2 protein-coding genes are annotated in these 1,679 nt (G+C 45.0%); one reads left to right on the top strand and one right to left on the bottom strand.

Going from position 1 to position 1,679, the window contains the following annotated elements:
• On the top strand, positions 1 to 689 hold a 689-nt coding region (locus LD39_RS23175), incomplete at its 5' end, for a hypothetical protein (RefSeq protein ID WP_197061448.1).
• 242 nt (positions 690 to 931) lie between these two features.
• On the opposite strand, the gene LD39_RS16365 is transcribed toward LD39_RS23175, so the two are convergent.
• Positions 932 to 1,679: tRNA-dihydrouridine synthase (locus LD39_RS16365; protein WP_035549887.1), on the bottom strand; the 748-nt coding region annotated here is incomplete at its 5' end.

The following is a 1,679-nucleotide window of genomic DNA, read 5'->3' as shown; positions in this document are numbered from 1 at the left end:
TTATTTTTTTGTTTTCTGGAAGTGCAAGTGCCGAGGAATCGCATAGAATCTTATTAGAGGATACCATTCCTGCTCCTATGGAACCGATAGCCCCCAACCAGACCACCTTCGGTGAAAATCAAGCGCTAAACGAAACAGAAATTCAGGAACGATTTTTAGAGATTGATTCTTCCTATGACGTAAATGAGCCTTTATCTCCCGAAGATGCCGAGTTCATAAGAGCCTATGCCACTCTACCCACCGCCTCTTCCAAACCTTCCTATATGGAAAGTTTAGATTCACCTCATGCATCCTTAAGATTCAATGGATCCAATAGTAGATCATTTGACCAATACAAATCGTACAATGGTGTTTCTCTGAATTTTTACGGAAAAATATATTCCGATATCAACCTTTTCAACCACTCTTACAGGGGGGATGTGAAGTCTAAAATCAGCAGAGGCAGTAGTAAAGTAAGAGAAATAAAAAATGTGATATCCAATACCGCTTACGGAGTGGTTGGAAGTTCTGGCACCTATATAGGGATCGTTTATAAGGGGGCCATTGTTAGTTCATCTAAATACGCAAGGACTACCTGGAGTACGGATGAAACGAGGAAATACGGCGCTGTAGGAGTCGTCTATACTTATACGAACGCTTATTCTAAAATTACGACCACTTCCGGGACGTTCACCCTTTATGCCTTTTAAGGAGGAGTTTTTTTGCTAACATTCAGCCCCGTGGGGATTCTTATTTTCCTGTTGGTCATTGTGGTCATTTTCTTTTTAGTGAAACGCGTAATGAAAAAGAATTAACCAAAAAGCATCGACAAGGATGCTTTTTATTTTTGCTCTCCCTTTCATTCCTGGTCCTGTTCAACAAAAAAAGAGAAGAGCACCAACGGCTCTTCTCTCCTGTAAAAATGACTCAGTCCAACGAAAACGGACTTTATTTAAGAAACAGAAAAACCTTCCTGCTCTTTCACTCCATCTTTCCCTGTAAACTCATCAAGCAGCGCACGCACTTCATCAGTGGAGTGTGTGCTCATCAGCTGATTCCTCAACTCACTCGCTCCCCGGAATCCGCGGACGTAAATCTTAAAGAAGCGGCGAAGCGGTTTGAAGAGACGCGGCTCCAGTTCTTCCGAATACTTATCATGAAGATCAAGCTGCATGCGCAATAGATCGAGCAATTCTTCGCTTGAGTGCTCTTTCTTCTCTGTTTCAAAAGCGAACGGATTGTGGAAGATCCCGCGTCCGATCATGATACCGTCTACGCCGTATTTTTCCGCAAGCTCTAGCCCTTTCTGACGGTCAGGAATGTCTCCATTGATCGTCAGCAGCGTATCAGGGGCTACTTCATCACGAAGCTTCTTAATCTCCGGAATCAGCTCCCAGTGCGCATCGAAGTCACTCATTTCTTTTTTCGTACGTAGATGGATGGAGAGATTGACAATATCCTGCTCCAGAAGGTGCTTGAGCCAAGTGCGCCATTCCTCGACTTTCGTATAACCGAGTCGGGTCTTTACGCTTACTGGAAGTCCTCCTGCTTTGGCTGCCTGGATGATTTCCGCTGCGGCATCCGGGCGACGGATCAGCCCACATCCTTTCCCTTTCGCTGCAACATTGTGCACAGGGCAGCCCATATTGATATCGATGCCGCGAAAGCCCATTTCGGCCATGCCGATACTCATTTGGCGA

Source organism: Halobacillus sp. BBL2006 (genome assembly GCF_000786645.1).
Taxonomy (GTDB): Bacteria; Bacillota; Bacilli; order Bacillales; family Halobacillaceae; genus Halobacillus.
The sequence above is the reverse complement of the archived record's forward strand: the minus strand, read 5'-3'. Positions and strand labels throughout refer to the sequence as shown.